The organism is Streptomyces sp. NPDC018964, from assembly GCF_044390325.1.
Lineage (GTDB): Bacteria > Actinomycetota > Actinomycetes > Streptomycetales > Streptomycetaceae > Streptomyces.
The window spans coordinates 255,086-278,423 of the sequence record NZ_JBIRYZ010000007.1 but is presented as its reverse complement, the minus strand read 5'-3'; the positions used below and the strand labels follow the sequence as shown (position 1 = coordinate 278,423).

19 protein-coding genes are annotated in these 23,338 nt (G+C 72.7%); 13 read left to right on the top strand and 6 right to left on the bottom strand.

Annotated elements, in window-relative coordinates; genetic code table 11:
* The first annotated feature begins 118 nt into the window (after positions 1 to 118).
* Together ACH5AO_RS14705 and ACH5AO_RS14700 are read left to right on the top strand one after the other, a co-directional pair.
* The gene (locus ACH5AO_RS14705) at positions 119 to 3,502 is read left to right on the top strand and encodes a CARDB domain-containing protein (protein ID WP_398924617.1); all 3,384 of its coding nucleotides are present in this window, start codon (positions 119 to 121) and stop codon (positions 3,500 to 3,502) included.
* 173 nt (positions 3,503 to 3,675) lie between these two features.
* Complete coding sequence (locus tag ACH5AO_RS14700) at positions 3,676 to 4,557, top strand: L,D-transpeptidase family protein (protein WP_398924616.1); 882 nt, start codon at positions 3,676 to 3,678, stop codon at positions 4,555 to 4,557.
* A gap of 147 nt (positions 4,558 to 4,704) precedes the next feature.
* On the opposite strand, the gene ACH5AO_RS14695 is transcribed toward ACH5AO_RS14700, so the two are convergent.
* Both ACH5AO_RS14695 and ACH5AO_RS14690 read right to left on the bottom strand, forming a co-directional pair.
* Entirely contained in the window at positions 4,705 to 5,709 is a 1,005-nt protein-coding gene (locus tag ACH5AO_RS14695; RefSeq protein WP_398924615.1) for an MASE1 domain-containing protein, read from the bottom strand.
* 51 nt (positions 5,710 to 5,760) lie between these two features.
* Entirely contained in the window at positions 5,761 to 6,591 is an 831-nt protein-coding gene (locus tag ACH5AO_RS14690; protein WP_398924614.1) for a PP2C family protein-serine/threonine phosphatase, read from the bottom strand.
* A 132-nt stretch (positions 6,592 to 6,723) separates the two neighbouring features.
* On the opposite strand from ACH5AO_RS14690, the gene ACH5AO_RS14685 reads away from it, so the two are divergent.
* The 9 genes from ACH5AO_RS14685 (at position 6,724) to ACH5AO_RS14645 (ending at position 15,169) form a co-directional block, all read left to right on the top strand.
* Positions 6,724 to 7,074: a hypothetical protein gene (locus tag ACH5AO_RS14685; RefSeq protein ID WP_398924613.1), complete on the top strand. Its 351-nt coding sequence runs from the start codon at positions 6,724 to 6,726 to the stop codon at positions 7,072 to 7,074.
* Positions 7,075 to 7,302: 228 nt separating this feature from the next.
* Positions 7,303 to 9,357 (top strand): discoidin domain-containing protein, encoded by a 2,055-nt coding sequence (locus tag ACH5AO_RS14680; RefSeq protein WP_398924612.1) that lies wholly within the window; start codon positions 7,303 to 7,305, stop codon positions 9,355 to 9,357.
* A 17-nt stretch (positions 9,358 to 9,374) separates the two neighbouring features.
* Entirely contained in the window at positions 9,375 to 9,821 is a 447-nt protein-coding gene (locus tag ACH5AO_RS14675) for a hypothetical protein (protein WP_398924611.1), read from the top strand.
* A 97-nt stretch (positions 9,822 to 9,918) separates the two neighbouring features.
* Positions 9,919 to 10,356, top strand: a complete 438-nt coding sequence (locus ACH5AO_RS14670) for a Fur family transcriptional regulator (RefSeq protein WP_398924610.1) — start codon at positions 9,919 to 9,921, stop codon at positions 10,354 to 10,356.
* A gap of 33 nt (positions 10,357 to 10,389) precedes the next feature.
* A complete protein-coding gene (gene katG, locus ACH5AO_RS14665; RefSeq protein WP_398924609.1) occupies positions 10,390 to 12,621 on the top strand; it encodes a catalase/peroxidase HPI in 2,232 nt (743 codons plus the stop codon).
* Positions 12,622 to 12,751: 130 nt separating this feature from the next.
* Positions 12,752 to 12,982 carry a DUF2945 domain-containing protein gene (locus ACH5AO_RS14660; protein ID WP_391793361.1) on the top strand — a complete coding sequence of 77 codons (231 nt, stop codon included), beginning with the start codon at positions 12,752 to 12,754 and terminating at the stop codon, positions 12,980 to 12,982.
* On the top strand, positions 12,979 to 13,329 hold the full coding sequence (locus ACH5AO_RS14655; protein WP_398924608.1) for a DUF3140 domain-containing protein: 351 nt from the start codon (positions 12,979 to 12,981) through the stop codon (positions 13,327 to 13,329). The genes ACH5AO_RS14660 and ACH5AO_RS14655 overlap by 4 nt, the downstream gene beginning before the upstream one ends.
* A 204-nt stretch (positions 13,330 to 13,533) precedes the next feature.
* Positions 13,534 to 14,496 (top strand): YihY/virulence factor BrkB family protein, encoded by a 963-nt coding sequence (locus tag ACH5AO_RS14650; RefSeq protein WP_398924607.1) that lies wholly within the window; start codon positions 13,534 to 13,536, stop codon positions 14,494 to 14,496.
* 148 nt (positions 14,497 to 14,644) lie between these two features.
* On the top strand, positions 14,645 to 15,169 hold the full coding sequence (locus tag ACH5AO_RS14645; RefSeq protein ID WP_398924606.1) for a hypothetical protein: 525 nt from the start codon (positions 14,645 to 14,647) through the stop codon (positions 15,167 to 15,169).
* A 455-nt stretch (positions 15,170 to 15,624) separates the two neighbouring features.
* Here the strand turns inward: ACH5AO_RS14645 and ACH5AO_RS14640 are convergent, their stop codons facing one another.
* The 4 genes from ACH5AO_RS14640 to ACH5AO_RS14625 form a co-directional block, all read right to left on the bottom strand.
* On the bottom strand, positions 15,625 to 16,047 hold the full coding sequence (locus ACH5AO_RS14640) for a DUF350 domain-containing protein (protein WP_398924605.1): 423 nt from the start codon (positions 16,045 to 16,047) through the stop codon (positions 15,625 to 15,627).
* 89 nt (positions 16,048 to 16,136) lie between these two features.
* A complete protein-coding gene (locus tag ACH5AO_RS14635; protein WP_398924604.1) occupies positions 16,137 to 18,245 on the bottom strand; it encodes a bifunctional serine/threonine-protein kinase/ABC transporter substrate-binding protein in 2,109 nt (702 codons plus the stop codon).
* A 4-nt stretch (positions 18,246 to 18,249) separates the two neighbouring features.
* Complete coding sequence (locus ACH5AO_RS14630; protein WP_398924603.1) at positions 18,250 to 20,448, bottom strand: bifunctional serine/threonine-protein kinase/ABC transporter substrate-binding protein; 2,199 nt, start codon at positions 20,446 to 20,448, stop codon at positions 18,250 to 18,252.
* The gene (locus tag ACH5AO_RS14625; protein WP_398924602.1) at positions 20,445 to 21,110 is read right to left on the bottom strand and encodes a hypothetical protein; all 666 of its coding nucleotides are present in this window, start codon (positions 21,108 to 21,110) and stop codon (positions 20,445 to 20,447) included. The genes ACH5AO_RS14630 and ACH5AO_RS14625 overlap by 4 nt, the downstream gene beginning before the upstream one ends.
* A gap of 347 nt (positions 21,111 to 21,457) precedes the next feature.
* On the opposite strand from ACH5AO_RS14625, the gene ACH5AO_RS14620 reads away from it, so the two are divergent.
* Both ACH5AO_RS14620 and ACH5AO_RS14615 read left to right on the top strand, forming a co-directional pair.
* The gene (locus ACH5AO_RS14620) at positions 21,458 to 21,814 is read left to right on the top strand and encodes a hypothetical protein (RefSeq protein ID WP_030866824.1); all 357 of its coding nucleotides are present in this window, start codon (positions 21,458 to 21,460) and stop codon (positions 21,812 to 21,814) included.
* A 163-nt stretch (positions 21,815 to 21,977) separates the two neighbouring features.
* A complete protein-coding gene (locus tag ACH5AO_RS14615; RefSeq protein WP_398924601.1) occupies positions 21,978 to 23,210 on the top strand; it encodes a ricin-type beta-trefoil lectin domain protein in 1,233 nt (410 codons plus the stop codon).
* Positions 23,211 to 23,338: the final 128 nt, after the last annotated feature.

Below are 23,338 nucleotides of genomic sequence, written 5' to 3'. Positions count from 1 at the left end.
AAGACGCAAGAAATGAACTCCCTCGCGCAAAATTCACACTTGGTCATGGCAATCCGTGGCAGGAGTACCGATTGCCTGGTTGGCCACCCTCCAGCACCCGCCGTGGAACGAGGACTTCATGAGACGGAAGCGTTTCGGCCTGCGGACGATCACCGGCCTGCTCCTGGCCGGCCTGGTCGCCGTCGGCCTCCCACCCGGTACGGCCGGCGCCGCCCCGAAAGCGGTCCGCGGCCCCAACCTGGCGCTCGGCAGGAGCGTCACGGCCGGCGGCTCCCACGCCGGCTATCCCGCCGCCCATGTGACCGACGGCAGTCAGCTGAGCTACTGGGAGGGCCCGGCGGGGGACTTCCCGCAGTGGATCCGCGTCGACCTCGGCGGCACCGTCGAGGCCGAGCAGGTGGTCCTCGAACTGCCCACCGCCTGGGAGGCCCGCACCCAGACCCTCTCCGTCGAGGGCAGCACCGACGGCTCCGCCTTCACCACGCTGTCCGGTCCCGCCGCCCACCGCTTCGACCCCGACGGCGGCAACACGGTCACCATCGGCTTCCCCGCCCGCGACGTGCGCCACATCCGTGTCCGGGTGAGCGCCAACACCGGCTGGAACGCCGCCCAGTTGTCGGAGATCGAGGTCTACGGCGGTGACGACGGAGGCAATCCGGAGGAACCACCGGCCGACGGCACCGACCTGGCGCTCGGCAAACCGATCGAGGCCTCCTCCACAATTCACTCGTTCGTGGCGACCAACGCCAACGACGGACAGCTGGGAACCTACTGGGAGTCCACCGGTCACCCCGCCACCCTCACGGTCGACCTGGGCGCCGACGCGGACCTCAGCGCGGTCGTGGTCAAGCTCAGCCCCGAACCGGCCTGGGCGAAACGGACCCAGGGCATCGAGGTCCTCGCACGCGAGCGGGCGTCGGACACCTTCACCTCGGTCAAGGCCCGCGCCGACCACACCTTCGACCCCGGCGCGGGCGGCAACACCGTCACCATCCCGGTCACCGGCCGCTACGCCGAGGTGCGACTGAGGTTCACGCACAACACCAGCGGATACGGCGCCCAGGTTGCCGAGTTGCAGGTCGTCGGCACCGCCGCCCCCCACCCCGACCTGGTCGTCCCCGACCTCTCGTGGACACCCGCGTCGCCCACCGAGACGGACGCCGTCACCGTCCGCGCGACCGTGCGCAACGCGGGGACGGCCGCGTCCGCCGCCACCACCGTCGACGTCAGCCTGGAGGGCACCGTCGCGGGCAGCGCCCCCGTCGGAGCGCTCGCCGCGGGAGCCTCCACGACCGTCTCCGTGGACGTCGGCAAACGCGCCCGGGGCAGTTACACCGTGTCCGCCGTGGTCGACCCCACCGACACCGTCCCCGAACAGGACGACACCAACAACAGCCGCACCGCGACCGGCAGGCTGACCGTCGCGCAGAGCCCGGGCCCCGACCTGGAGGTCCGGAGCATCAGGACCGCCCCGGCGAACCCCGCCACGGGCGCGCCGGTGTCCTTCACCGTCTCCGTGCACAACCGGGGCACCTCACCGGTCCCCGCCGGCTCCGTGACCCGTCTCGCCGTCGGCGGCAGGACCCTCGACGGAACGACGGGGACTATCGCCGCGGGCACCACCGCCGAGGTCGCCGTCGACGGCACCTGGACCGCCACCGCCGGCGCGAGCATCCTCACCGCCACCGCGGACGCCACGGACACCGTCGACGAGACCGACGAGGACAACAACGTCCTCACCCGCCCGATCGTGGTCGGCCGCGGCGCCGCCGTGCCGTACACCGAGTACGAGGCGGAGGACGGCACGTACCGGGGCACCCTCCTCACCGCCGACGCCAAGCGGACCTTCGGCCACACCAACTTCGCCACCGAGTCCTCCGGACGCGAGTCGGTCCGCCTCGACTCCACCGGCCAGTACGTCCAGTTCACCTCCAGCGGCCCGACCAACTCGATCGTCGTACGCAACTCCGTCCCGGACGCCCCGGGCGGAGGAGGCACCGAGGCCACCCTCAGCCTCTACGCCGACGGCGAGTTCGTACGGAAGATCGGCCTCAGCTCCAAGCACAGCTGGCTGTACGGCGACACCGACGACCCCGAGGGACTCACCAACATCCCGCAGAGCGACGCCCGCCGCCTGTTCGACGAGTCCCACGCGCTGCTCGACGCGACCTACCCGGCGGGCACCGTCTTCCGGCTGCAGCGCGACGCCGGTGACACCGCCGCCTTCTACGTCGTCGACCTGGTCGACCTGGAGCAGGTGGCCCCGCCCGCCGAGAAGCCCGCGGGATGCGTCTCCATCACGGAGTACGGCGCCGTCCCCAACGACGGCATCGACGACACCGACGCCCTCCAGCGCGCCGTGACCGCCGACCAGAACGGGCGGATCGACTGCGTGTGGATCCCGCCGGGCCAGTGGCGCCAGGAGCAGAAGATCCTCACCGACGACCCGCTCGACCGCGGCCAGTACAACCAGGTCGGCATCCGCGACGTCACCATCAGGGGTGCCGGCATGTGGCACTCCCAGCTCTACACGCTGACCCCACCGCACCAGGCGGGCGGCATCAACCACCCGCACGAGGGCAACTTCGGCTTCGACATCGACGACAACACCCGGATCTCGGACATCGCGATCTTCGGCTCGGGCACCATCCGGGGCGGCGACGGCGGAGCCGAGGGCGGGGTCGGCCTCAACGGCCGGTTCGGCAAGAACACGAAGATCAGTAATGTGTGGATCGAGCACGCCAACGTCGGTGTCTGGGTGGGCCGCGACCACAGCAACATCCCCGAACTGTGGGGCCCGGCCGACGGACTGCGCTTCAGCGGCATGCGGATCCGCGACACCTACGCGGACGGCATCAACCTCGCCAACGGAACACGCGATTCAGAGGTGGAGAACTCGTCGTTCCGCAACACCGGTGACGACGCGCTCGCCGTCTGGGCGAGCAAGTACGTCAAGGACCCGTCGGTCGACATCGGCCATGACAACCACTTCCGCAACAACACCGTCCAACTGCCCTGGCGCGCCAACGGCATCGCGATCTACGGGGGCCACGGCAACACCATCGAGAGCAACCTCGTCCAGGACACGATGAACTACCCGGGCATCATGCTGGCGACCGACCACGACCCCTTGCCCTTCTCCGGGCAGACCCTCATCGCCGACAACGGCCTGTACCGCACCGGCGGTGCCTTCTGGAACGAGGACCAGGAGTTCGGGGCGATCACCCTGTTCGCCCAGGGACAGGACATCCCGGGTGTGGTCGTCCGGGACACCGACATCCACGACTCCACCTACGACGGCATCCAGTTCAAGTCGGGCGGGGGAGCGGTGCCGGACGCCCGGATCACGGGCGTCACCATCGACAAGTCCAACAACGGGTCCGGCATCCTCGCCATGGGCGGCGCCCGCGGCAGCGCCACGCTCACGGACGTCACCATCACCGGTTCGGCCGAAGGCGACGTGCTGGTCGAACCCGGCTCGCAGTTCGTGATCAACCGGTAGCGCCGGCCCCGCGCGCCACTTCGTCCGGCGGGCCCGTACTCCACTCGGAGCGCGGGCCCGTCACCCGCACGGACCCCCTTCGGCACTCCTCCCGAGCAGCGCAGATGGGGGACATCGGCGGACTCGCGCGGGGAGCTGTCGTGATTCCGGGAAGTCGAAGTCAGGCTGAGGACATGGCTTCATCGATCGACTGCCCGCCCCGTCCGCGTCACCGTGCCCCGTACCGTGCCGGGCGGCGGGCCGGTGCCTCCGCCCCGCTGCGCGGCCGGGCGGCGTGGGCGGCCGTCGCCCTCGTCGTGCTGGCGGCGCTGAGCGGATGCGGAGCGGACACCGGAACCACGACGCGGGACGTCCCGGCGGCCGGCGCGCCCGGCACTCCCCGCACCGCGCCCAGCGCCACCGGCACCGCGCCCGGCACCGCCAACACCGCACAGGGCCGGCCCGGTACCGGGCCGGAGACACGACCGCTCGCCAGGATCCCCGGCCTCGGCCCCCGGACCCGGGCGTGGATTCCCGCGAACGCCCGCCAGGTGCTCGTCGTCACCGGCCGCCACAAGGACGCCAACCGCTCCCGGGCCGTGCTGTACCGGCACACCGGCTCCGGATGGGAGGGCGGCCCGGCATGGCCCGCGCGCAACGCCCTCAAGGGCTGGACCGACGACCACCGGGCGGGTGACCTCCGCTCACCCATCGGCGTGTTCACCCTCACCGACGCAGGGGGGCTGCTGCCCGATCCCGGCACCGAGCTGCCGTACGACCGGTCGGAGGGGTTCACGGCCGGCGGCACCGGCTTCGAGGGCGAACCGCTGGAAGGTTCCTTCGACTACGTCATCGCCATCGATTACAACCGGGAGCCGGGCACGTCCCCGCTGGACCGGACCCGTCCGCTCGGTGCCGACCGGGGCGGCGGCATCTGGCTGCACGTCGACCACCAGGGGCCCACCCAGGGCTGCGTCAGCCTCTCGGAGCGCCACATGGAGGAACTCCTGCGCACCCTCGATCCGGACCGGCACCCGGTGATCGTCATGGGTGACGCCGACTCCCTGGGCGAGTGAGCGGTCCGGGACCGCGGGGGAGCCGGCGTACTCGGACGTGCTCGGCACGCGGTGTCCGCCCCCGCCGCTCCTTCCCGTCCCGACCCGGGGCTCGGCCCCTGGGAACGGGACGGGAAGGGAAGAGAGGGGACGGCAGGGCGAAGAGGATCAGTCCGTGTTCCGCGGCCGCCCGTCCTCGTCCCGCGGCGGACGCGCCGCCGCTTCCCCCGCCGTCAGATGCTCCAGCACCTCGACCAACTCCTGACAGGCCCGTTCCACGGAACGCCGCGTATTGCGCTGCTCGGTGATCACCGCCGACAGCAACAGCGCGGTCAGCGCCAAGGCCCCGTTGAACGCGTGAAGGTTGACCAGAACCTCCACCTCGGTCAGCTGTTTGAACGGCCCGACACGATCGGTCGCCGCGATGGTGGCCATGACGGACGCGAACAGGGCACACACCATGCTGCCTCCGAGCTGGAACCGCAGGGCCGCCCAGATCAGCAGCGGGTAGATGACGAACAGCAGACTGGCCGGGCTGCGCGTCGCCAGCGGGACGAGGACGCCCGCGATCACCGCCAGCCCCACCGCCTCCTTCCACCTCGACCAGTGCACCGGCGCGCGCGCCCGGTACAGCATGAGCAGCACCGGGGTGACGAGCAGTACGCCCATCGCGTCACCCACCCACCACGCCAGCCACACCACCCAGAGGTTCTGCGGCGGGAGGTCGCCCGTGGCCACGAGAAGGACGGCGCCGACGGTCGCGCTGATCAGCATCGCCGAGAAGGCGCCGAGGAACACCAGGTGGAGACAGTCCCGTAACCGGGTGAGATCGCTGCGGAAGCCCACCCTGCGGAGCAGGAGGTACCCGCACACCGGCGCGGCGGTGCTGCCGACGAGGATGCCCAGCGAGGACGGCCGCAGCGCGGCGAGATGCATGAGGATCAGCAGGGCACCGAGTGCGATGCCCACCCAGCAGCGCAGCCCGAAGACCAGCAGACAGGTGACGGCCACTCCCGTCGGCGGCCAGACGGGTGAGACCACCGCACCGCCGATGTGGAGCTCGCGCAGCAGCCCCAGCCGTCCCCCCGCGTAGTAGCAGGCGGCGACGGCCAGCGTCTCGAGCACGAAGACAGCCGGTGTACGAAGGTCCTGGCGAGCCACCACACAAGCCATCAGACACCGAGGCCGCCGCGTCGGCGAGGTGAGACGCGCCGCCCTGCGGCCCTATGGCCGAGTGGCCGGCCCGTCGTGCCCGAGCACCATGACGGCCGCGTCGTCGTCGTGGCCCACCCGCTCCGCCTGCTTGATCACGGCGGCGGCGAGCGCGTCCGTGTCCATGCGTGCGACCGCGGCGACGCCCGCCAGCCGCACCACCTGGTCCAGCCCCTCGTCGAGCCGCATGGACGGTCCCTCCACCACCCCGTCGGTGAGCATCACGAACACCCCGCCCGTGTCCAGCCGGTAGCGGGTGACGGGATAGACCGCCCCGGACAGGATCCCCAGCGGAGGGCCTCCCTTGTCCTCGGTCACCCCGGACCGGCCGTCCGCGGTGGCCCATACGCACGGCAGATGCCCGGCCCGTGCGCTCTCCAGCAGCCGGGTGGCCGGATCGAGCCGCATGAAGGTGCAGGTGGCGAAGAGATCCGAGCTGAGGGACAGCAACAGTTCATTGGTCCGGGCGAGGAGCTCGCCCGGTTCGCTGTCGACGGAGGCGAGCGCCCGGAGCCCGACCCGGACCTGCCCCATGAAGGCGGCAGCCTCGATGTTGTGCCCCTGGACGTCGCCGATCGACAGACCGATCCGGCCGTCGGGCATGGTGAAGGCGTCGTACCAGTCACCGCCGACATTGAGCCCCTGGTACGCGGGCGCGTACCGCACGGCCAGCCGCACACCGTCGGCGACGGGCAGCCCCCGCGGCAGCATGCCGCGCTGCAGGGCGATGGCCAGCTCGACCCGGGAGCGCTGCACCTCCGCCTGCGCACGCGCCTGTGCCGTCAGCGTCCTGAGCCTGACCAGAAGCTCGTCGCCGTCGTCCGTGGAGCCGGTGCGGGACATGGATCACTCACTCGGGCGAGGGCACCCGCAGGCGCGGTGGCCACCCTAGGCGGACAAAGCTCTCATTTACATATGTAAAGGATGATAGTCGGAAGCGGTTCGGCCGGACCAGTCCATGCCTAGGCTGTGTCCATGGAGCAGCGGGAGATCATGCAGCGGGGTGTGGGGATCCTGACCGAGGCCCTCGAGATGCGGCGGCGGCTCCGCGCGGACCCGGACGCCGACATGTCGGGGAGCGGAGCCGTCGCCCAGCTCCTGGAGGAGATGCTGCCGCGGATCCAGCTGCCGGCCGACGCGAGCGCGCGCGAGGTGGCGGACATCGTCACCGAGAAGCTGGGCCCCGCCATCGTGCAGATCACCTCCGCGCTCACCTTCGCCTTCGTCCAGCTTGCCGAGATCCACGACGAGGGCCGCACCGACGTCTCCTCCGCCGACGTCCTGCGCTCCATCTCGCTGCACTACGAGAGGGGCGGCAAGGGGTAGCCCCGGCCGGCCGCTCGTACCACGCCGGGGCGCCGGGATGGTCGCCGACCGGGACGCCGGCGAAGAGGCCGGGAGCCGTGGGGCGGTGCCGCGGTCCCGCGGCTTCTCGTGGAGGGCCCGAAGCGGACGGGTGACGCGCACGCACTTGACGCCGTACGCGCCAGTGGCGATCCTCCCCCCATGGCCTTGCACCGGTCATGACAACTCCGCGACGGAGGGACGTGCGTAATGGCCACGTACCGCACCCGACGGCACCTCGGGGTCGTATCGCTGCTCCTCCTCGTGCTGGCCGCGGCCCTCGTGCCCACGCCCGGTTCCGCCGCCGACGGCGGCGACTGGTGGGATCCGGTCGCCCGGCCCGCGCCCGACTCCGGCATCGGCGTCACCGGGGAGCCGTTCAAGGGCACGAACGCCGCCGGTGAGGTGCGCGGGTTCGTCGACGCGCACAACCACGTCATGTCCAACGAGGCGTTCGGCGGCCGGCTCATCTGCGGCAAGGCCTTCTCCGCGAAGGGGATCGCCGACGCGCTCGAGGACTGCCCCGAGCACTACCCCGACGGCTCGCTGGCGATCTTCGACTTCATCACGGGCGGCGGTGACGGCAGGCACGACCCGGTCGGCTGGCCCACGTTCGAGGACTGGCCCGCGCACGACTCCCTGACCCACCAGCAGAACTACTACGCCTGGATCGAACGCGCCTGGCGCGGCGGACAGCGCGTCATGGTCAACGACCTCGTCACCAACGGCGTGATCTGCTCCGTGTACTTCTTCAAGGACCGCGGCTGCGACGAGATGACGTCGATCCGTCTCCAGGCGAAGCTGACCTACGGCATGCAGGCCTACGTCGACGGGATGTACGGCGGGCCGGGCAAGGGCTGGTTCCGGATCGTCACCGACAGCGCGCAGGCCCGCGACGTCGTCGCGCAGGGCAAGCTCGCGGTCGTCCTCGGCGTCGAGACCTCCGAACCGTTCGGGTGCAAGCAGGTCCTGGACGTCGCGCAGTGCGACAGGGCCGACATCGACGCCGGACTCGACGAACTGTACGCACTCGGTGTGCGCAGCATGTTCCTGTGTCACAAGTTCGACAACGCGCTGTGCGGGGTGCGCTTCGACGAGGGCGCGCTCGGCACCGCGATCAACGTCGGGCAGTTCCTGTCCACCGGCACCTTCTGGCGGACCGAGAAGTGCACCGGGCCGCAGGCCGACAACCCGATCGGGCTGGTCTCCGCGCCCGGCGCCGAGAAGGAGCTCCCCACGGGCGTCGAGGTCCCGTCGTACGACGAGGACGCGCGGTGCAACGTCCGCGGGCTCACCGAACTCGGCGAGTACGCCGTGCGCGGCATGATGGAACGCGACATGATGCTCGAGATCGACCACATGAGCGTCAAGGCCACCGGGCGCGTGCTCGACCTCTTCGAGGCCGCGTCCTACCCCGGAGTGATCTCGTCGCACAGCTGGATGGACCTCGACTGGACCGAGCGGATCTACGGTCTCGGCGGATTCGTCGCCCAGTACATGCACGGCTCGGAGGAGTTCGTGGCCGAGGCGGACCGCACCGGGGCGCTGCGCGACGAGTACGGCGTCGGCTACGGCTACGGCACGGACATGAACGGCGTCGGCGGCTGGCCGGCCCCGCGCGGCGCGGACGCGCCCGACGCCGTCACCTATCCCTTCCGCAGCGTCGACGGCGGCTCCGTCCTCGACCGGCAGACCACCGGTGAACGCACCTGGGACCTGAACACCGACGGCGCCGCGCACTACGGCCTCGTCCCCGACTGGATCGAGGACATCCGGCGCGTCGGCGGGCGGCACGTGGTGGACGACCTCTTCAGGGGAGCCGAGTCCTACCTCGACACCTGGGGCGCCTCCGAACGGCACCGGGCCGGGACGAACCTCGCCGACGGCGCGACGGCCACGGCCAGTTCGACGGAGTGGAACCCGTTCACCAGCTACGCGCCCGGCCGGGCCGTGGACGGCGACCGGGGCACCCGCTGGGCCAGCGACTGGAGCGACGACCAGTGGTTGCGCCTCGACCTCGGCGCCACCCACCAGGTCGGGCGCGTCACCCTGGACTGGGAACGCGCGTACGGCACGGCGTACCGCGTCGACCTCTCCACCGACGGCACGAACTGGCGCACCGTCTGGTCCACCACCTCCGGCGACGGCGGCCTGGACACGGCCGTGTTCACCCCCGCGCCGGCCCGCCACGTCCGGGTGCGGTTCCTGGACCGGGGGACCGAGTGGGGGTACTCGCTCCGCGAGGTCGGCGTCCACGGCCGCTGACCCCGTGCTCGACGGCCGTGGGGGAGCGCCCCGTCCACGATCCCGCGCACCGCGCCGAGAGCCGTGGCCCGGTCGGCGGGGACGAGTCCGAGGCGGGTGCGGCGGTCGAGCACGTCCTCCTCGTCGAGCGCTCCCTCGTCGCGCGGGGATCACAGCAGCTCGGTACCGGTGACCGGACACCCGGACGGCACCGGCCCGCCCAGCCGGGGATCCCGCGCGGCGAGCGCGGTGAGGAGATCCGTATCGAGGCCGACCGGGAGATCCCCTACGGCGCCGACGGGGAGGCTGGCGCCCTCCTCCCCGTCACGGTCAGGGGCCTGCCCGGAGTCCTGCGCGTCCTGTACCGGCCTCGGGACAGGACGGGACGCCACACCCGGTACAGCCCCGCCCCGGGCGCGCGCCCGCGCGACGACGGACCGCCGGTTCACGACACTGAAGCCGCCGCACGTCGTGCGGTGACGTGACGCAACTCGGGAGCCACCCGCCGTTACCGGACGTGACCCAAGGCTGGACCCATTCGTTCTCTGGAATTGTTCCTGTCTCGGGTTATAGGTTCGACGTATGACCGCATCCCGGCCGTCGACCACCGCCGAGGAGCTGCGCGGTGCGGGGCTCCGTGCGACGGCGGCCCGCGTCGCCCTCCTCAAAACCGTCCGCCAGGGCGGCCACCTCGGAGTCGAGGCGATCGCCTCCGAAGTACGCCGGCGCACAGGGCAGGTCTCCCCGCAGGCGGTGTACGAGGCGCTGAACGCGCTCACCGGAGCGGGCCTGGTGCGCCGCATCGAGCCGGCCGGCAGCCCCGCCCGCTACGAGGGCCGGGTCGGGGACAACCACCACCACGCGGTGTGCCGTTCCTGCGGTGCCGTCGCCGACGTCGACTGCGCGGCCGGTGACGCGCCCTGCCTCGCCCCGCCCGGCGGTCACGGTTTCACGATCGACGAGACCGAGGTCGTCTTCTGGGGCCTGTGCCCCGACTGTTCCACCTCCCGCAGTACCTGAACTGCGCGAACGTTTCCGCCCGGAAGGACTCCCATGACCGAGAACCATGACGCGATCGTCACCGAACCCAAGACGGAGGAGGCGGGTGGCTGCCCGGTCGCGCACGGGCGCGCCCCGCACCCCACCCAGGGCGGCGGAAACCGCCAGTGGTGGCCCGAGCGCCTCAACCTGAAGATCCTCGCCAAGAACCCGGCCGTGGCGAACCCGCTCGGCGAGGACTTCGACTACGCCGAGGCCTTTCAGGCCCTCGACCTGCCGGCGGTGAAGCGGGACATCGCCGAGGTGCTGACCACCTCGCAGGACTGGTGGCCGGCCGACTTCGGCCACTACGGCCCCCTCATCATCCGCATGGCCTGGCACAGCGCCGGCACCTACCGCATCAGTGACGGCCGCGGCGGCGCCGGCGCCGGCCAGCAGCGCTTCGCCCCGCTCAACAGCTGGCCCGACAACGCCAACCTCGACAAGGCCCGGCGGCTGCTGTGGCCCGTCAAGAAGAAGTACGGCAAGAGCCTGTCCTGGGCCGACCTGCTGATCCTCTCCGGCAACGTGGCCCTGGAGTCCATGGGCTTCACCACCTTCGGCTTCGCCGGCGGCCGCGAGGACGTCTGGGAGCCGGAGGAGGACGTCTACTGGGGCCCCGAGTCCACCTGGCTCGGCGACGAGCGCTACACCGGCGACCGGGAGCTGGAGAACCCGCTCGGCGCCGTCCAGATGGGCCTCATCTACGTCAATCCGGAGGGCCCCAACGGCAACCCGGACCCGATCGCCTCGGCCCGCGACATCCGCGAAACGTTCCGCCGCATGGCGATGAACGACGAGGAGACCGTCGCCCTGATCGCGGGCGGCCACACCTTCGGCAAGACCCACGGCGCCGGCCCCGCCGACCACGTCGGCGCCGACCCGGAGGCCGCCGGCCTCGAGGAGCAGGGCCTGGGCTGGAAGAACACCTTCGGCACCGGCAAGGGAGGTGACACGATCACCAGCGGTCTCGAGGTGACGTGGACCAACACCCCGACGACCTGGGACAACAGCTTCTTCGAGATCCTCTTCGGCTACGAGTGGGAGCTGTTCGAGAGTCCCGCGGGCGCCCATCAGTGGCGGCCGAAGGACGGCGCGGGGGCCGGCACCGTGCCCGACGCCCACGACCCGTCGAAGAGCCACCAGCCGACGATGCTGACCACGGACCTCGCGCTCCGCTTCGACCCGGTCTACGGCCCGATCTCGCGCCGCTTCCTGGAGAACCCGGACGAGTTCGCGGACGCCTTCGCCCGCGCCTGGTACAAGCTCACCCACCGCGACATGGGCCCCAAGTCGCTGTACCTCGGCCCGGAGGTGCCCGCCGAGACCCTGCTGTGGCAGGACCCGCTGCCGGAGCGCACCCACGACCTGATCGACGCCGCGGACGTCGCCGCCCTCAAGGAGCGGGTCCTCGCCTCGGGCCTGACGGTGTCCGAGCTGGTGTCGACGGCGTGGGCGTCGGCCTCGTCCTTCCGCGGCAGCGACAAGCGAGGCGGCGCCAACGGCGCGCGCGTCCGCCTGGAGCCGCAGCGCGGCTGGGAGGCCAACGACCCCGACCGGCTGGCGACGGTGCTGCGCACCCTGGAGGGCGTCCAGGAGTCCTTCAACGCCGAACAGACCGGCGGCAAGCAGGTCTCGCTCGCCGACCTGATCGTGCTGGCCGGCGCCGCGGGCGTCGAGAAGGCCGCCAAGGACGGCGGCGTCGACATCGAGGTCCCGTTCACGCCGGGCCGCGTGGACGCCGCGCAGGAGCAGACGGACACGGAGTCCTTCGCCGCGCTCGAGCCGACCGCCGACGGCTTCCGCAACTACCTCGGCAAGGGCAACCGCCTGCCCGCCGAGTTCCTGCTGCTCGACAAGGCCAACCTGCTGACGCTGAGCGCCCCCGAGATGACCGTCCTGGTCGGCGGCCTGCGGGTGCTGGGCGCCAACCACCGGCAGACGTCGCACGGCGTGTTCACCACGGCCCCCGGCACCCTGACCAACGACTTCTTCGTCAACCTGCTCGACCTGGGCACCACGTGGAAGTCGACGTCCGAGGACCAGACCGTGTTCGAGGGCCGCGACGCGGCCACCGGCGAGGTCAAGTGGACCGGCACCCGTGCCGACCTGGTGTTCGGATCGAACTCCGAACTGCGCGCACTCGCGGAGGTCTACGCGAGCGACGACGCCAAGGAGAAGTTCGTACAGGACTTCGTCAAGGCGTGGGACAAGGTCATGAACCTCGACCGGTTCGACCTCGTCTGATCCCTCCGCCCCGCTGATCCGGGCCGGCCCTCCGGGGCCGGCCCGGACGTGCGCCGCCCCCGAGATGCGCGCGGTCCGCCGTGCCACCAGGGTGGAAGCGAGCCGACCGCCACCGAAGGAGGCGCTGGACATGGGCAAGGGCACCGGCCGCGGCAAGGATCTCCACAAGGGCGACGAGGTCGCCTGGAGCAGCCACGGCGGCGAGGCGACGGGCAAGGTCGAGAAGAAGATCACCGAACGTACCGAGGCGGCCGGACGCACGGTCGCCGCCTCCGAGGAGGAACCGCAGTACGAGGTGCGCAGCGAGAAGTCGGGCAGGCCGGCGGTCCACAAGCCCTCCGCGCTCAGGAAGAAGAAGTGAGCGCCGTGGAACCGGACCGCGAGGACGAGACCTGGGACGAGTTCCGCGAGCTGGTCAACATGGAGCCGGCCGACCTCGAGAAGTGGCTCGGCACCGAGGAGTCCCGCAGCGCGGGCCAGCACGCGGACGGCGGCGAGTCGACCGGCCACGCGTCCGGCCGCCGCATCGTCGGCATCCTCCGCACCGCGAGGAAGGACCTCTCCGACGACGACTACGCCCACATGCGCAAGGTAGTCGGCTACATCCGCCGCCACCTCGCCCAGCGCCCGTCCGGCGACGTACGCGACACCCGCTGGCGCCACTCGCTGATGAACTGGGGACACGACCCGCTCGGCGACGGCTCCTGACGGCGCCGCTCGCGAAAACCCCGAGGGCCGGCCCACCCGTACGGGATCCGTCCGGGTGGGCCGGCCGGGGGCACGACCACCGTGCGCCGTCGCCGTGGCGTCCCCACCGCACACGCCACGACGCCCGCCACCGCGGGTGTGACATCGGGGAAACGGGCCATCAAAGAGAGGAGCGGAGCCACTCGACGCGAGGAGTGTCCACGTATGGGAACCGTCGTCCACGTCCCGCAGACCCGGGACATGATCGGAGAGGAACTCTCCGGCGACGAGGCGTTCGCCGCGCTGCGGCACTACGGAGGCCTGCGGCTGCTGACCGACTCCTTCGCACGCTTCCGCTACGCGGACGGCTTCTCCCACGCGCGGGCGCTCGCCTTCCAGGTCGTCCTCGGCCTGGTGCCGTTCACCGTGGCGCTGGTCGGCCTGGCGACCTCCGTGCACACCGAGGACGTGGGCCGGGTCATCGAGCTCACCCTCGGCCGGATCGTGCCCGGCGCCAGTGCCGACATCGTCGAGGACGCCTTCGAGGGGACCCGGCGCAGCGCCCACGACGACGTCGGGAGCGCGCTGGCGCTCTGGCTCGGCCTGGGCTTCGCCCTGCTGAACCTCGCCTCCGCCATGGGCCAGATAGAGCGGGGCGCCAACCGCATCTACGGCATCGAACGCGACCGCCCCTTCCCCCGCAAGTACGGCAGGGCCGTCCTCCTCGCGCTCACCGCGGGCCTGCCGCTGGTCCTCGGGTTCGTCGTGCTCGTCGCCGGTGACGCGGTGGGCGACGCGGTGGCCGAGGTGGCCGGGGGATCCGGCGGCTCGGGGTGGTGGACCGTGCTGGAGCTGCCTGTGGGGCTGGTACTGGCGTGGGTCGCCTCGGCGGTGATCTTCCGCTGGTCACCCCGGCGTACCCAGCCCGGCTACACCTGGCTGGCCTTCGGCTCGGCCGTGCACCTGCTGCTGTGGGTCGCGGCGACGTGGCTGCTCGCCCTGTACGTCGAGGGCAGCGGGGCGTTCGGCGCCCTGTACGGGCCGCTCACCGCCTTCATCGCACTGCTGCTGTGGGCCAACCTCACCGCCGTCGCCCTCTTCCTCGGCATCTCCTTCGCGGCCCAGCTCGAAGCGGCGCGCGCCGGCATCGACGCGGCGGTCCGCCCGGATCCGGGACCGGGCGCCTGACCTGCCGGGACGAACGCGCCGGCCGGAAATTGGGCGTGGCGCCTGCGCGTTGTCGGTGTGAGGTTGCACAATGATCGGAAAAGGAGATCAACTCCGGCGCCGCGCTGGGTAGACGGTCTCGTATCCCGGCTCCGGAAAGGTCCTGCTGATGCTCGCCACCGTCGACCGCCCCCACCCCCTCGTCGCCCTGCCGACCGCGCGCCGCCGACCGGACCAGCGTCGCGGCGGACCGATAACGACCGAGTTCCCGACCGTCCCCTCCCGGCCGCACACCCCGGCCGACACCACCCGCACCGACGTGCTGCGCATCATCTCCGACCCGCGCACCCCCACGTACGTCACCGAGTACGCCAACGGCCGCCGCAGGTACAGCTACTGGCGCCCGCTCGACTCGGCCACCGGCGCGGGGGGCTGTTACGCCGCCCTGCCCACCGACGAATGCGACGCGTTGCACGCGGCAGGGCGGATCGCCCTCGGCGAGCCGGTCGTGGACCCCCACCGCACGACGTACCGCGTCCGCCCCGCCACCCGCTCCGGTCAGGCCTCCCGCGCCCAGTCGGCCACCCGCTCCGGTCAGGCCCCCCGCGCCCAGTCGGCCGCACGCCCCGAGCAGGCCACCCGCGTCCGGCCCGAGCCGGTCCGCCCGGCACGGGAGCGCGCCCGCGTGGCCTGACCGGGGTGTGGGGCGGCCGCGCCGTGGTCCGCCTGTACCACGGGCGTGCGCCCGTGACCGAATGCGTGTCCTGCTGTCGATCGAGGCGACCCTGCGGTCGCGAGCCGGGCGGAGATTCCGCTCACCGCACTCACCGCACCCTGCGCCGGCATGGTGCTTCGGGATGAGGCCTTCGGCACCAGGGCGGATCGCGGGCGCCTCCGGCTCTCGGCAGGGATCCGAAGGAGCCGATCCGGAACGAGCCCACCGGCATTGTTGTCATGTCCCTGAAGCTATTTCCGGTCGGGAGGCGCTCCCGCTCCTCCGGGGGTGCCGATGGGCTTCTCCCCGCACCGGGCCTGGCCCCGGACCGCCGCAGTGGCGCCCCCGGCGGCTGTACCGTCCGCATGACACGCGCGACCGCCCGGTCTCCGCGTTCCGGAACGCGGAGACCGGGCGGTACGGGGGTACCCCGGTCAGGCGATGGACGCCGAGATGACGGCGGACACCGCGAGGTTGCAGGACGCCGTCACCCAGACCGCCGGGTGGGGTTCGGGCTCGACCAGCGTGGCACCCAGCCGCCCCGGGGTGATGAGGTCCACCACCAGGAACGCCACGGCCATCATCACCAGCCCCAGCACGCCGAACGCCGCGGTCGACGCCAGCCCCTTGCCGAAGTCCTCGTACGTCGTCCAGATCGACGTGAACACGATCCCGCCGATGCCGAGCAGCGCGGAGCTCAGCACCAGCGCGGCGTTGCGGTTGCGCTCCTGCCAGATCTGCCGGCCGAGCTTTCCGGGCGTCAGCACGTCGACCAGGACGATGCCGAGGACCAGCAGGACCAGTCCGAGTGCGCCGTACGCGCCTGCCCGGCCGAGTCCGTTGACGATGTCGCTCATGGGGTTGCCGGCTCCGTAGGGTGAGTGATCGCGGTCAAGGGCGAGCAAAATGTAGCGCACCCGTTCGGCACCTTGACCTGCTGCCCCCGTCATCCCCCGGCGCCGATGTCGTCGACGCGGGCGACGAAGTGCGCGGCGCCGCCGCCGATCCGGTAGAGGAAGGCGCCGCCGTCCCGGTCGGCGGCGTAGAACTGGCCGCCGGGATCGTAGGAGAACCGGCGGGTGACGCCCTGCCAAGGGGCGCGCAGCAGTTCGGAGCGGAGGGCGGAGGGACCGTCGGCGCCGGCTTCGGTCAGGCCGTGGGCGGCGAACCGCACGGCGTCGTAGGCCTCGGCCGCCCAGGGTGCGGGGGAGTCGCCGTGACGTTCGCGGTGGGCGGCGGCGAAGGCCCGCAGGCGCGGGTCCGCGCCGGCGTCGGCGTAGGCGGTGCCCACCATCCAGCCCTCCGCCTCGGCGAGAAAGCGGCCGCCGAGCACCGGTTCCTCCGCCACCCGGGCCCCGCGGTGCCCCGCCTCCCGCAGCGCGCGGGCCAGCAGGGCGGCACGCTCCGGACGCAGACCCGCGAACAGCACCGCGTCCCGCGGGCGTTCGGCGATCCGCCGGGCGACGGCGGTGAACCCCTCGTCCGCCGCCACCTCCTCCACCACCGCCGGGGCGTCGAGTTTGCCGTACACGGTGACGACGCGGACGAACGCGGAGGTCTCGGCGGCGTCGGTGAGATCGTGCACGATCACGGCCCGCTCCGGCTTCACCTCGCGGTTGAGGTGGCGCAGGATCGCCGGCGGCCCCGCCGTCCTGGTCGGACGCAGCAGCAGCGCGGTGGTGAGGTTGGCGCTGTCCAGCCGGCTGCTGTCGGCCCGGGTCACCAGCGCGGTGGTCGACGCACGGGTGAGGGCCTCCACGGCCGCGGGGACGGTCGCGTTGGTCCCGGCGCAGATCACCACGGCGAGGTCCCGCGCGGCGACCAGTCCGGCCGTACCCCGCCTGGAGCCCTCCGCGGTGCCCCCGTCGTCGGCGGTGCGCAGCGCCAGGTCGAACGTCCGCGCGGGATTGTGGTTGTGCTCGTCGACGGCGAGACGCGCGCCGCGCTCCTGGGCCGTGAAGGCACCGTCCGCCCGGTGGCCGAGCAGCCCGACGACGTACGTGGGCCGGTCCCCGGACCCGGGGTGCGCGGGGGTGCCCCGGGACCTGAACCACCAGGCGCCCGCCGCCGCGGCGGCGACACCGAGCACCGACCCGGTGGCGAGCAGACGCCGCCGGGTGAGGGAGGAACTGGCCGGGCCCGGACCGGCGGGCTCACCGCCGACGACGGTGGGCTCGGGCACGGGCAGGCCGACGACACGTGTGGCCTGCGCCGCGATCAGCGCCGGGAGCCCTTCCGGCAGCCAGCCGTCCGCCTTGAACTCGCCGAACAGCGCGCGTAGTTCGGTGACACCGGGGCGCCGCTGCGGATCCTTCTCCAGACACCGCCGCACGATCGGGGCGAGGCCGGGCGGGACGCCGTCCAGGTCCGGTGGCTCGTGCACGGTCCGGTACAGCACCGCCGCCGCCCCGCCGGTGCCGAACACGGCCCGGCCGGTGGCCGCGTGGGCGAGGACGCAGCCGAGGGAGAAGACGTCGCTCGCCGGGCCCACCGTGCGGCCCCTGGCCTGCTCCGGCGAGAGGTAGCCGGGCGAGCCCACCACGGAGCCGTCGGCGGTGAGCGCGGTCGCCCCGACCGCCCGGGCGATCCCGAAGTCGATCAGCCGGGGACCGTCCGCGGTGAGCAGCACGTTCGCCGGTTTCACGTCCCGGTGGACCAGCCCGGCCGTGTGCACCTCGTCCAGGGCCTCCGTCAACGCGGCCGCTAGGGAGCGGAGTTGCCCCTCGGGCCAGACGCCGTGCCTGGCGATCGCGTCGGCGAGGGAGGGACCCGGCACATAGGCGGTGGCCAGCCACGGGGAGGCGGCGTCCGCGTCGGCCGCGACGACCGGCACGGTCCACCGCCCGCCCAGCCGCGCCGCCAGCTCCGCCTCCCGCCGGAACCGGGCCCGGAAGCCCGGGTCGCCGGCGTGCTCGGCCCGGATGACCTTGAGCGCGCACCAGACGCCGAGCGGGGAACGCGCGAGGTAGACGACGCCCATGCCGCCCGCACCGAGCCGGGCCGCCAGCCGGTGACCGCCGACGGCCGACGGATCGGTCGGCCGCAGCCGTTCCATGCCTCTATGCCTCCGTCGCCCGCCGCAGGTCGCCGAGCGAACCCCGTTGCACGAACCGCCCACCGTGCACCTGATGGACGAACGTGCTGTTCAACCAGCCCTGGTTGTCGCTCTCGTACTCGTGGAAGTCGCCGAAGGCATAGGTGCGGGAGACGCCCGTGTACGTGGCCTTCGCCATCCGTGTGCCGAGCGCGGTCCGCGCCGGATGGCGCCCGCCGCGGGCCGGGACCGTCCGCGCGAACTCCGACAGCAGCATCCGTACGGTGTCGTACGCCTCGGCCGCGTACGGGTCCGGGGCGGAGTCGTACCGGCGGTGCCACGCCCTGACGAAGGCCCGCGCCTTCTCGGTTCCCAGCGCGCCGGCGTCCACGGCCGCCGTCACCGCGTACCAGCCCTCACCGGCGGCGCCCGCCCGCCGCGGGAAGTCCGAGCCGTACAGCTGGCTCTGCATCCAGCGCGGCCCGTCGAAGCCGGCCGCGGCGAGCTGCCGGGCGGCCCGTACGGTGGCGTCCAGCGGGCCGAAGTAGGCGAAGGAGTCGATGCCCTTCGCCAATAGGGAGCGCACGGCCGCGGGCGCGTCGCCCGTCTCCTCGGCCACCACCCTGGGCACGGCCTCGGCGCCGAGGGTGTCCCGCCACTGTCCGATCAGCAGGGTGCCCTGGTCCTGGACGGTCGTCCCGCCCGACCGGTCGATCAGCACGCCGATCCTGCCCAGCTGCTTGGTCACCAGGGCGTGCAGCGCGATCCAGGTGCCCAGCGCCGAATGGGGCGCGCCGCTCTGGAACGAGGACTTCGGGGACAGCAGGAAGAAGTCCTGCTGTCCCGTGGTGCTGGACACATGGGTGAGCCCGGCCTCGCCGTAGACGTTCGCCGCGGTCCGCATCGCGATCTCGGTGACCGGCCCGAGGACGGCGACGACGTCCCGGTCGGCGGTGAGGGAACGGGCCACCTCCCGGGCGCTTGCGGAGTCCCCCCGGTCCCGCACCACCCGTACCGCCAGGTCGTAGGCGCGGCCCGGGTCGGCGTTGTGCTGCGCGACCGCGAGACGTGCCGCGCGCTCGCAGGCCCGGTCGAACAGGGCGGTGGCGGCGCCGCTGGTGGAGTGCACGCCGAGCACGTACCCGGGGCGTTCGGTGCCGGAGCCGTCCGATTCGTCGTCGCGGGAGGCGAGCACCGCCGCCGTGGTCGCGCCGCCCGCCGCCAGCAGCAGCGCCCCGCCGGCCAGCAGCAGCCGGCGCCGGGCCGGGCGCCGGACGGCGTCCTCGGGGGCGTCCGGCCCGGCGCCCTCCGCGCCCTCGTCCACGACCGTCGGCTCCACACCGGGCAGCGCGAGGCTCTCGGTGGAGCGTACGGCGACCATCCGGGCCACCGGGTCGGGGAGCCAGCCGGGGCCGTCCGGGACGTCCTCGGCGAGCTCTTCCGCCGCCTCGGCCGCCGTGGGGCGCGCCTGCGGGTCCTTGTCGAGACAGCGGGCCACCAGCGGCCGCAGCGCGCTCTCCACCCCGCCGAGGTCGGGATCGTCGTGGACCGTGCGGTACAGCAGGGCGTCCGGCTCACCCGTGCCGAACGGCGGCCGGCCCGACACCGCGTACGCCAGGACGCAGCCCAGCGCGAAGACGTCGCTCGCGGACGTGGCCGGCTCGCCGCGCGCCTGCTCCGGGGCGAGGAAGCCGGGGGTGCCGACCACCAGGCCCGACGCCGTCAGCGCGGTGTCGTCGACGGCACGGGCGATACCGAAGTCGATGAGCCGCGGCCCGTCCGGCGCCAGCAGGACGTTGCCGGGTTTGACGTCACGGTGCACCAGGCCCGCCGCGTGCACGGCGGCCAGCGCGCCGGCCAGCAGCCCGCCCAGCACACGGGCGGCCGGGGCGGGCAGCGGGCCGTGCGCGGCCACCGCCTCGGCGAGCGAGGGACCGGGGACGAAGGCGGTGGCCAGCCACGGTGTCCGCGCCTCGGCGTCCGCGCCGAGCACCGGCACGACCCAGGGGTGGTCGACCCGCCGGGCCAGCTCCGTCTCCCGCGCGAACCGGGCCCGGAACTCCTCCTCCGCGGCGCTCTCGGCGTGGATCACCTTGACCGCGGCGAGCTGTCCGGAGTCGGTGCGGCCCAGGTAGACCACGCCCATGCCGCCCGCGCCGAGGCGCCGCAGCAGCCGGAAATCCGCGACGCGGGAGGGATCGGAGGACCGCAGCGGCTCACTCATCGCGACGCCGCCTTCCCGCCTGGCTCGTCGGCACCGGCCAGCCGGTCGATGTCGGCGGCGACGAAGCCGACCCCCTTGGCCATGTCACCGGAGACGGTGGCCTGTTCCTCCTCGGTGCGCCCGGCGCCGATGCGGGCGGTCGCCGCCACGGTGACGGGGCCGAGCCGGTACTTGTACCACTCGAAGCGGCGGGGCTTTTTGTCGCCGTCCACCAGGTACTCCCCGTACTCGACGAGGTCGTCGTCGCCGATGGCGTTGCGTTCCTCGTCGAACGGATTGGCCTGCGAGTACAGCCCCCGGACCCGTTGGGTGGCGTTGAGCCGCTGCTCGGGACAGCGCAGCGCCTCCTCCAGCGAGACCGCCATGTCCCGGCGCCCTCCCGTGGTGTCCTCGTGCACGGTGACGGTGAGGGACACGTACACGGGCTCCTTGTCCTTCGTCGCCGGCAGCACGAACGCCCGGGTGAGACTGGCCGGCACCCCGTCCGGCAGCGGCTCGCGACGCCACAGGCAGTCGTCGCCGAGCACCGCCCACCGGGACGGATCGCTCTCGTACGGCTCGCCCTTGCGGAAACCGACGCCGAAGTAGTCGGGCCGTACGGGGAGTCCGCGCACGAACTCGACCGCCTCGGCCCGGGTGGCGGGCGCCCGGTCCTCCGCCACGGTGTACGGATCGGAGGAGGATGGGCCGGAACTCGGTTCACCCGTCGCGCTGCCGCCTCCCTGTGACGGCTTCCGGGTGCCGGTGTCCCCGTCGGGGCCACCGGTGCACCCCGCCAGCATCAACGTCCCCGCCACCGCGGCCACAACCGGTCTGTGCGCGACCATGTCCCGCCCTCGCTCCCCAACGGCCGGTTCCCACGTGAACAGTGTGGCCCACGGCAGGGCGGCAGGGTAACAACTCGACTGTACGGAAAGGTAGTTGAGTGAAGTCGTCGTCAGGGAGTCATATCCGCGCGCATCCGGGGCATCCGGTGTTCCACCGGACGGACCGTGAAGGAGAACCGGCCATGAGCAGCGGCAGCCGCACCCTCACCGCCCTGTACGTCGCCGTCGCCCTCTGGCTCTCCTTCTGCACCGTGCGCACCTGGGGCACCGTCCCCCTGTGGACCACCCTCGCGATGGCGGTCGCCTCCCTCGCCCCCGTGATCGGGATCGTGCGGGAGACGGTCATCGCCGACGAGCGGCGCGCCGTCGCCGTCCTCCGGGAACGGCAGGGGCGCCGGGCCGCGTGGCGCGACGCGGTGGCCGCCGCGGTCGCGCAGGCCGAGGTGGAGGCCGCCTGCTGCGAACGCTGGTGGACGTCGTGCGCGACCGAGCACGACCCCGCCTGCGCGCACCGGACCTCGTGGGGCACGACGGCCTGAACGGGCCCCGGCGGCGGTCTCCCGCGCGCCTCCGACATCTGGTCTGGACCAGACTCTTGACGCCGCCTTATCTCACTTCTTAAATCAAGTGGTTGTACCCCCACCCCCACAACCACGGTCGGCGCACCCGTACATCCGGGTCGCCGTACGGAAAGGGAGAGCCATGTCCTCTCCGCGCGGACTCCGCAGATGGCTGGTCACCGCGATGTCGGCCGCGCTCGTCGCCTCCGGTGCGGCGGGCACCGCGACGGCCGAACCGGCCGATGCCGCGGCCGCGGCCGCCGTGACCTTCTCGGACACCTTCGACGGTCCCGCCGGCGCGGCGGTCGACTCCTCGAAGTGGCAGATCGAGACCGGCGACAACGTCAACAACCACGAGCGGCAGTACTACACGTCCGGCAACAAGAACGCCGCCCTGGACGGCCAGGGCCACCTGGTCATCACCGCCCGCAAGGAGAACCCGGCCAACTACCAGTGCTGGTACGGCACCTGCCAGTACACCTCGGCCCGGCTCAACACCTCCGGCAGGTTCACCGCGCAGTACGGGCACGTCGAGGCGCGGATGAAGGTGCCGCGCGGGCAGGGCATGTGGCCCGCGTTCTGGATGCTGGGCACACCGGTCAACTGGCCGGACTCGGGCGAGATCGACATCATGGAGAACGTCGGCTTCGAACCCTCCACGATCCACGGTACGATCCACGGCCCCGGCTACTCCGGCTCCGGCGGCATCGGCGCCGGCTACACCCTGCCGGGCGGCCAGGCCTTCGCGGACGCCTTCCACACCTTCGCCGTCGACTGGGCACCGGACTCGATCACCTGGTCCGTGGACGGCAACGTCTACCAGCGGCGCACCCCCGCCGACCTCGGCGGGAAGCAGTGGGTGTTCAACAAGCCGTACTTCCTGATCCTCAACCTCGCGGTGGGCGGCTACTGGCCCGGCGACCCGGACGGCTCCACCGCCTTCCCGCAGCAACTCGTCGTGGACCACGTCTCGGTGACGACCGGCGACGCGCCGGCCGGCGGTGCGATCCGCGGTCTGGCCGGCAAGTGCGTCGACGTCGCCGGGGCGAACACCGCCAACGGCACCCCCGTACAGCTCTACGACTGCAACGGCACCTCCGCCCAGAACTGGACCGTGGGCTCCGACGGCACCATCCGCGCCCTCGGCAAGTGCCTGGACGTCGCCTCGGGCGGCACGGCCGACGGTACGCCCGTCCAGCTGTGGGACTGCAACGGCACCGCCGCCCAGAAGTGGGTCGTCACCGCCGCCCGCGACATCGTCAACCCGCAGGCCGACAAGTGCCTGGACGTGACCGGCAACAACTCCGCCAACGCCACCCGCCTGCAGATCTGGACCTGCACGGGCGCCGCCAACCAGAAGTGGACCGTCGGCTGAACCGACGGTGCCGGACACGCCGCGGGCCCCGGCCCGCCCGGGCCGGGGCGCGGGGCGGCGCACCCCGGCCCCCCCCGGGTTACGGGGGCGTGTACCCCCGGTAGCCCGGGGCCCCCGGGCCCCCCGCG

Excerpts from the sequence above, each read along its gene's own strand:
- ACH5AO_RS14705 (WP_398924617.1), top strand. The coding sequence starts at position 119 with ATGAGACGGAAGCGTTTCGGCCTGCGGACGATCACCGGCCTGCTCCTG.
- ACH5AO_RS14700 (WP_398924616.1), top strand. The coding sequence starts at position 3,676 with ATGGCTTCATCGATCGACTGCCCGCCCCGTCCGCGTCACCGTGCCCCG.
- ACH5AO_RS14695 (WP_398924615.1), bottom strand. The coding sequence starts at position 5,709 with ATGGCTTGTGTGGTGGCTCGCCAGGACCTTCGTACACCGGCTGTCTTC.
- ACH5AO_RS14690 (WP_398924614.1), bottom strand. The coding sequence starts at position 6,591 with ATGTCCCGCACCGGCTCCACGGACGACGGCGACGAGCTTCTGGTCAGG.
- ACH5AO_RS14685 (WP_398924613.1), top strand. The coding sequence starts at position 6,724 with ATGGAGCAGCGGGAGATCATGCAGCGGGGTGTGGGGATCCTGACCGAG.
- ACH5AO_RS14680 (WP_398924612.1), top strand. The coding sequence starts at position 7,303 with ATGGCCACGTACCGCACCCGACGGCACCTCGGGGTCGTATCGCTGCTC.
- ACH5AO_RS14670 (WP_398924610.1), top strand. The coding sequence starts at position 9,919 with ATGACCGCATCCCGGCCGTCGACCACCGCCGAGGAGCTGCGCGGTGCG.
- katG (WP_398924609.1), top strand. The coding sequence starts at position 10,390 with ATGACCGAGAACCATGACGCGATCGTCACCGAACCCAAGACGGAGGAG.
- ACH5AO_RS14660 (WP_391793361.1), top strand. The coding sequence starts at position 12,752 with ATGGGCAAGGGCACCGGCCGCGGCAAGGATCTCCACAAGGGCGACGAG.
- ACH5AO_RS14650 (WP_398924607.1), top strand. The coding sequence starts at position 13,534 with ATGGGAACCGTCGTCCACGTCCCGCAGACCCGGGACATGATCGGAGAG.
- ACH5AO_RS14645 (WP_398924606.1), top strand. The coding sequence starts at position 14,645 with ATGCTCGCCACCGTCGACCGCCCCCACCCCCTCGTCGCCCTGCCGACC.
- ACH5AO_RS14640 (WP_398924605.1), bottom strand. The coding sequence starts at position 16,047 with ATGAGCGACATCGTCAACGGACTCGGCCGGGCAGGCGCGTACGGCGCA.
- ACH5AO_RS14635 (WP_398924604.1), bottom strand. The coding sequence starts at position 18,245 with ATGGAACGGCTGCGGCCGACCGATCCGTCGGCCGTCGGCGGTCACCGG.
- ACH5AO_RS14630 (WP_398924603.1), bottom strand. The coding sequence starts at position 20,448 with ATGAGTGAGCCGCTGCGGTCCTCCGATCCCTCCCGCGTCGCGGATTTC.
- ACH5AO_RS14620 (WP_030866824.1), top strand. The coding sequence starts at position 21,458 with ATGAGCAGCGGCAGCCGCACCCTCACCGCCCTGTACGTCGCCGTCGCC.
- ACH5AO_RS14615 (WP_398924601.1), top strand. The coding sequence starts at position 21,978 with ATGTCCTCTCCGCGCGGACTCCGCAGATGGCTGGTCACCGCGATGTCG.